6 protein-coding genes are annotated in these 5,890 nt (G+C 45.9%); 5 read left to right on the forward strand and 1 reads right to left on the reverse strand.

What is annotated here, in order from left to right:
* The first annotated feature begins 381 nt into the window (after positions 1-381).
* A complete protein-coding gene (locus QZ327_RS13930) occupies positions 382-1,335 on the forward strand; it encodes a DUF5106 domain-containing protein (RefSeq protein WP_294620278.1) in 954 nt (317 codons plus the stop codon).
* Here QZ327_RS13930 and QZ327_RS13935 read toward each other — a convergent pair.
* The gene (locus QZ327_RS13935) at positions 1,325-1,906 is read right to left on the reverse strand and encodes an HdeD family acid-resistance protein (protein ID WP_294620280.1); all 582 of its coding nucleotides are present in this window, start codon (positions 1,904-1,906) and stop codon (positions 1,325-1,327) included. The two genes, QZ327_RS13930 and QZ327_RS13935, sit on opposite strands and share 11 nt — an antisense overlap.
* 253 nt (positions 1,907-2,159) lie before the next feature.
* Here QZ327_RS13935 and QZ327_RS13940 point away from each other — a divergent pair, with 253 nt between their 5' ends.
* The 4 genes from QZ327_RS13940 to nudC all read left to right on the forward strand — a co-directional run bounded on the left by QZ327_RS13940 (position 2,160) and on the right by nudC (position 5,573).
* On the forward strand, positions 2,160-2,723 hold the full coding sequence (locus QZ327_RS13940) for an aminodeoxychorismate/anthranilate synthase component II (protein WP_294620282.1): 564 nt from the start codon (positions 2,160-2,162) through the stop codon (positions 2,721-2,723).
* A gap of 73 nt (positions 2,724-2,796) precedes the next feature.
* Positions 2,797-3,858 (forward strand): asparaginase, encoded by a 1,062-nt coding sequence (locus tag QZ327_RS13945; protein WP_294620284.1) that lies wholly within the window; start codon positions 2,797-2,799, stop codon positions 3,856-3,858.
* Positions 3,859-4,080: 222 nt separating this feature from the next.
* Entirely contained in the window at positions 4,081-4,707 is a 627-nt protein-coding gene (locus QZ327_RS13950; RefSeq protein ID WP_294620286.1) for an HU family DNA-binding protein, read from the forward strand.
* 62 nt (positions 4,708-4,769) lie between these two features.
* Positions 4,770-5,573 (forward strand): NAD(+) diphosphatase, encoded by an 804-nt coding sequence (nudC, locus tag QZ327_RS13955; RefSeq protein ID WP_294620288.1) that lies wholly within the window; start codon positions 4,770-4,772, stop codon positions 5,571-5,573.
* Positions 5,574-5,890 lie beyond the last annotated feature (317 nt).

Below are 5,890 nucleotides of genomic sequence, written 5' to 3' on the forward strand. Positions count from 1 at the left end.
TTTTTTATATACAATATGTAAAATGCTGATTTATAAATAAATATTTGAATACTTACTTTTCGATGGAGCGCACACACCGGACAAGGTTACACATTTTATATATATGCGCGCGTGAGAAACCATCCTTCCCTACTCTGCCATGTACCAACGTAACGGAGAGAATGACACAAGGTATGTTTGGCAGTTAGGAATAAAAGCAGTACTTTTAAAGCCTGTTTGAGTGCTGTTTTTGGGAAAAGAACTGAAAAACATTTTAGGTTCATTTTTTTAGGACACACATGAAAGCGATAATATGAAATATAAACTGTGTCATGCAAACAACTGACAGCTCCTTGTTTAATTAAGAATAGAAACCGTATGCAATACAAAAGATACCAAAAGATGATAGGATTACTGCCTGCCGGCATATTACTCTCCTTGTTGCTAAGTTCGAACAGCACATGTGGTGGCGTACAAGTAAGTGGCATGCAGAAAGAAGATGTTGCGGCGGATACAATCACGACATTCGTGCTCCCCTCCATCCCCACCATGCTAAACACACCGGAATTGCGTGCCGACTATCTGGCACGCCACTATTGGGAAAACGTAAACTTTGCCGATACCAACTACGTACATCATCCCGAGGTAACGGAACAGGCGTGGGTGAACTTCATCGATGTTCTGCGGCTGGTGTCCGCCCAAACGGGCGATGCTGCCCTGAGAACCCTATTCGAACATGCCGCACGGGAAAAGAAGTGCTACTTGTACTTCACCTCCCTTGCCGACAAATATCTGTACGACCCGAACTCACCAATGCGCAACGAGGAACTATACATATCGGTTTTGGACGCCATACTGGAAGCTTCCGTAATGGACGATACGGAGAAAGTACGTCCGCAAGCACGGCGAAAGTTAGCGCAGAAGAACCGTATGGGTACAAAGGCACTCGACTTTACCTATACGCTTGCCAACGGGCGGCAAGGTAGTCTGCACAGCATAAAAGCAGACTACACGCTGCTATTTATCAATAATCCCGGTTGCCATGCCTGCGGCGAGATGATAAAGGCGCTAAAACGAAGCCCTTCCATCTGTCGGGCGATTGCACAGAAGCGGATGAAACTACTGTCCATCTATCCCGACATGGATTTAGTGGAATGGAGAAGACACCTTACGGACTTCCCCACAGAGTGGATCAACGGTTATGACAAGGGGCAAACCATTGAGCAGAAAAACCTGTACGACTTGAAAGCAATCCCAACATTGTATTTACTGGACAGAGAGAAAGTCGTGTTGCTCAAAGATGCCACTGCGGAAGCAGTAGAGGAATATTTGGAGAAGATTTACACTACTCTATGATTTTCGCATCCTCAATGCCGTCATCCTCGGCAAGCTCTGCATTGGCTGCGGGCACTTTAGAGCGCGGACGGACAAATTTGAACCAGTTGACCAACTCCGAAGCTGCATAAACCAAACTCGTAGTTCCGATAATGATGAACGCGGTGGACCGCACTCCGGTGGGATTGAACAGCGCAAACAACCCGGCAAGCAGCACCAGCACCGGAACAATGTAAAACACGCCCGAAACCGCCATCCACCGACGGGCGGCGGAGAGCGAGGCAATCTGCTGCACAGCGCCCATCACAAGGATAAAGCCCAATACATAAGTCAGCAAATCGGCAAAAAAGCTTGGCATGATGATGAGCCACAGCCCGAACAACAGACTGCCCACCCCCTCAACGGGAAAACGACGGTGCGCCTTGGCATTGCGGACAAAATATCCAATAATGCCAATGAGTGAGGGCACCAAAAAGACCACCCCTACCGTTATTACCAGGTAATCTGCCGCTTGCTCAGGGAAAATTACCAATACCAAACCTATCACCAGCGCACACACGGCACGCAAGAACGAATAACTTATTCCTTTCATGAGTTTCTGTTTTTTGCGAAGATACATTATTTATTCAATAACAAAAAAAAGAAAGAAATGTTCGGAAGAGAAAAAAGGAAGATTTACTTTCGTTAACCGAAACAATGTACATATATTTGTCAGACGGCAGCAAGCAGAAAGAAAAAATGATAGGACAGAAAAACAACCGAATAGAAGAACATAGGATTAATTTTTATTTTCACTATTTTAATTTATTAATTGCAATTACTACTTGAAGCAAACAATAACTCCCATGATAGCAATTATCGACAACTACGATTCCTTCACCTACAACCTTGTCCATCTGCTCAGAGAACTGGGCGCACCGGCAGACGTGTTACCCAATGACCGTTTCAAACTGGAAGAATTGGATAAATATGACAAGCTCCTGCTCTCTCCCGGTCCCGGACTACCTTCCGAAGCAGGGCTGCTGCCCGACGTGATACGTGCTTATGCCGGCAAAAAAAACATATTGGGCGTATGTTTGGGCGCGCAGGCCATCGGGCAAGTATTCGGCGGCAGACTGGTGCACCTGAACAAAGTGTTTCACGGCATACAGACCCATATACGACTGACCGAACCCGACTATATCTTCCGTGGATTGCCCTCCGAAATTGCTGTGGGTCGTTATCACTCCTGGGTAGTAGATGCCCAAAGACTACCCGACGCGCTTGCCGTCACCGCTGTCAGCCCCGAAGGACAAGTCATGGCGCTGAAGCATCGCATATATGATGTACATGGTATACAGTTTCATCCCGAATCGGTGCTGACCCCCAACGGGAAGCAAATCGTACAAAACTGGCTGGAAGGGATATAAACACCTCGTGCGTAAACGTGGTTTCACAATTTTCCGTTATCTTTGCAAACATGAAAAATAAAACGACATACCCATGAAAGCAGACTGCCCTTCCGTTCTTCTGATTTACACGGGCGGAACTATCGGAATGATAGAAAATCCGGAAACCGGCGCGCTGGAGAATTTTAATTTCGACCACTTGCTCAAGCACGTTCCCGAACTGAAACGCTTCAACTACCGTATCTCATCCCATCAGTTCGATCCCCCCATTGACTCTTCCGACATGGAACCGTCTTTTTGGGCAAAGCTCGTCGGCATCATCACCGAGAACTATGACCGCTTTGATGGCTTCGTCATCCTGCATGGCACCGACACCATGGCCTACACCGCATCGGCACTTAGTTTCATGCTCGAGAACTTAGCGAAACCCGTGATACTGACCGGTTCGCAATTACCTATCGGCACGTTGCGGACCGATGGTAAGGAGAACCTGATTACCGCCATCGAGATAGCCGCCGCCAAGCGTCCCGACGGCACTCCCGTAGTACCTGAAGTATGCATCTTCTTCGAGAATGAACTGATGCGCGGCAACCGCACTACCAAGATTAACGCTGAAAACTTCAATGCCTTCCGTTCTTTCAACTACCCTGCCCTCGCCACAGCAGGTATCCACATCCGCTACAACGAGCACACCATCCGCCGCCCCGATCCTGCGCGCCCTATGAAGCCGCACTACCTCTTTGACACTAACGTCGTAGTCCTCACCCTCTTCCCCGGTATCCAAGAGAGCATCATCAACTCTGTGCTCCACGTTCCGGGACTGAAGGCTGTGGTGCTCAAGACCTTCGGTTCTGGCAATGCCCCGCAAAGAGAATGGTTTATACGCCAACTGAAGGATGCCACCGAACGTGGCATCGTCATTGTCAACATCACCCAATGCCAAAGTGGCGGCGTGGAAATGGAGCGTTACGAAACGGGGCTTCACCTACTCCAGGCAGGTGTCATCAGCGGCTACGACAGTACACCCGAGTGTGCCGTGACCAAACTCATGTTCCTGCTGGGACACGGACTGAGCCAAACGGAAATCCGCCACAGAATGAACTCAAACTTGGCGGGAGAGATTACGAAAGAACTATTGGTGATTGGCAATGAATGAGGATACATAAAATTTATCCTATTATCAGAAATTACATCTTTGCATACTGAAATCTTTTCGTTTGACAGTTGTTTTCCTTTCGTCCGACAGCTGTCGGACGAAAGGAAAACAACTGTCAAACGAAAGAGAAACATATATCGGACGATTACTTCTTAATAAGAAAAAAATAATTCATTGCAACAACAGGAATTATCCATTGCAGTGACAAAAAAACATTTATTCATGAGTGCATACTACGACCTTTACGAAACTCCCTCTCCCAATGGAAAAGAAGAAAAAAAATCTCTCCATGCCCGCATATGTCCTAAAGAGACATATACGAAAAAGAAATTTGTGGAACATGTTGCCATGTTCCAACACCTGCCCAAAAGCGTCATAGGGGCAGCGCTGGACGCCTGCATCGATGAACTGTGCGACCTGCTTGCCAACGGAAATATTGTAGAACTCGGAGAGTTGGGTTTCTTCAGCACTTCGCTGAAATGTACGCAAGAAACGGACGATGAGAAAAAGAAAATCAGATCTGAATCCATACGATTTCAAAATGTACATCTGCGTATAAGCAGTACATTCCGTAAAAAAATCAGGAAAACGATGACTTTTGAAAGGGTACATTCCATGACAAAGAAATCGAAGAAAGTAAAAACAACCGAAGAAGCAAGGAAAGAAAAACTGATGTTGTTCCTGCAAGAGAACGTATGTATCACTAAAAATGAATACATCCAACTGACCGGACAGACGAAGTACGCAGCTATTAACGAACTGAACAAGTTTATTCAGCAAGGTGTCCTGCGCCGTCGGGGAACAAGTAGGGCAACAGTCTATATCAGGCAAGAAAAGGCATCGGAGTAAATTCATCACAAATACCGGAAAATCGGAACCTATTTAACAAGAAAACATATTCTGTACAAAAAATGAAAACTACGAAAACGGAACAGCCTATGCAGTGGTTCGTTTTTTTTAAAGACCAACTGCTACTAAAGAAAGAACACACTGCAAACGGAGAAAGTAAATACAGCATACCTTATGGAATAAATTCGCCTGCCCCTTTCGCCGAAGAATACAAGATACACGAAGTAACGCTGCCTGATGGAAATAAAATAAAAACTCATGCACTCGAGCAGGCTATAACTGAAACCGAAGAATGGGTAATGACAGGTTTGCGTGCTTCGTATGATAATCTGCCGTTGGAAGATTATCAGGCGGCAGGAAAAGCATTCCAGATACTCCATTGGGACAAACACAGCCGTTTCTGCCCCGTATGTGGCACTCCTATGGAACAACAGGCTCCCATTATGAAAAAATGTCCGGAGTGTGGCAACGAGATGTATCCTCCCGTTGCCACGGCCATCATCGTACTGATACGAAAAGGCAAAGAAATATTGCTGGTACACGCACGTAACTTCCGTGGTACTTTCTACGGGCTGGTAGCCGGTTTTCTCGAAACGGGAGAAACGCTGGAGCAATGCGTAGAGCGGGAAGTACTGGAAGAAACGGGATTAAGAGTAAAGAACATTACTTATTTCGGCAGTCAGCCCTGGCCCTATCCCAGCGGGTTGATGGTGGGATTTATTGCCGATTATGAAAGTGGCAGTATCAGATTGCAAGAAGATGAACTGTCTGCCGGTGCGTTCTATTCAAAGGAAAATCTGCCGGAAATCCCCCGAAAACTAAGCATTGCACGAAAACTGATTGACTGGTGGCTGGAGAATAATTAAAAGAAGCCCAAAGAGAAAAAACAGATTGCGGAAAACACGCCCTCGCAAACGAACAACTACGAATGAAACGACTCTCATTCACATCAACCAATCGGCGTGCAACCGCAATCTGTAGTATTATCTGTTGACTACTGTTGTATATAAGAAGAACAGTATTTAGGAGAGAATGATTAGAAAGACCAACATAAAGAATATAAAAGAAACTTAGAGCCTGTTTAAATTTTCTTCAAAAAGTTTTTCTTCAGCTTCTTTTGACTTTCTTTCCGGGCTGTTTCCCTCTTTTTATTCGTCACATAGCCCGCTATGCTCCTCATAAA

Origin of the sequence: uncultured Bacteroides sp. (assembly GCF_910578895.1) — a bacterium.
Classification (GTDB): Bacteria; Bacteroidota; Bacteroidia; order Bacteroidales; family Bacteroidaceae; genus Bacteroides.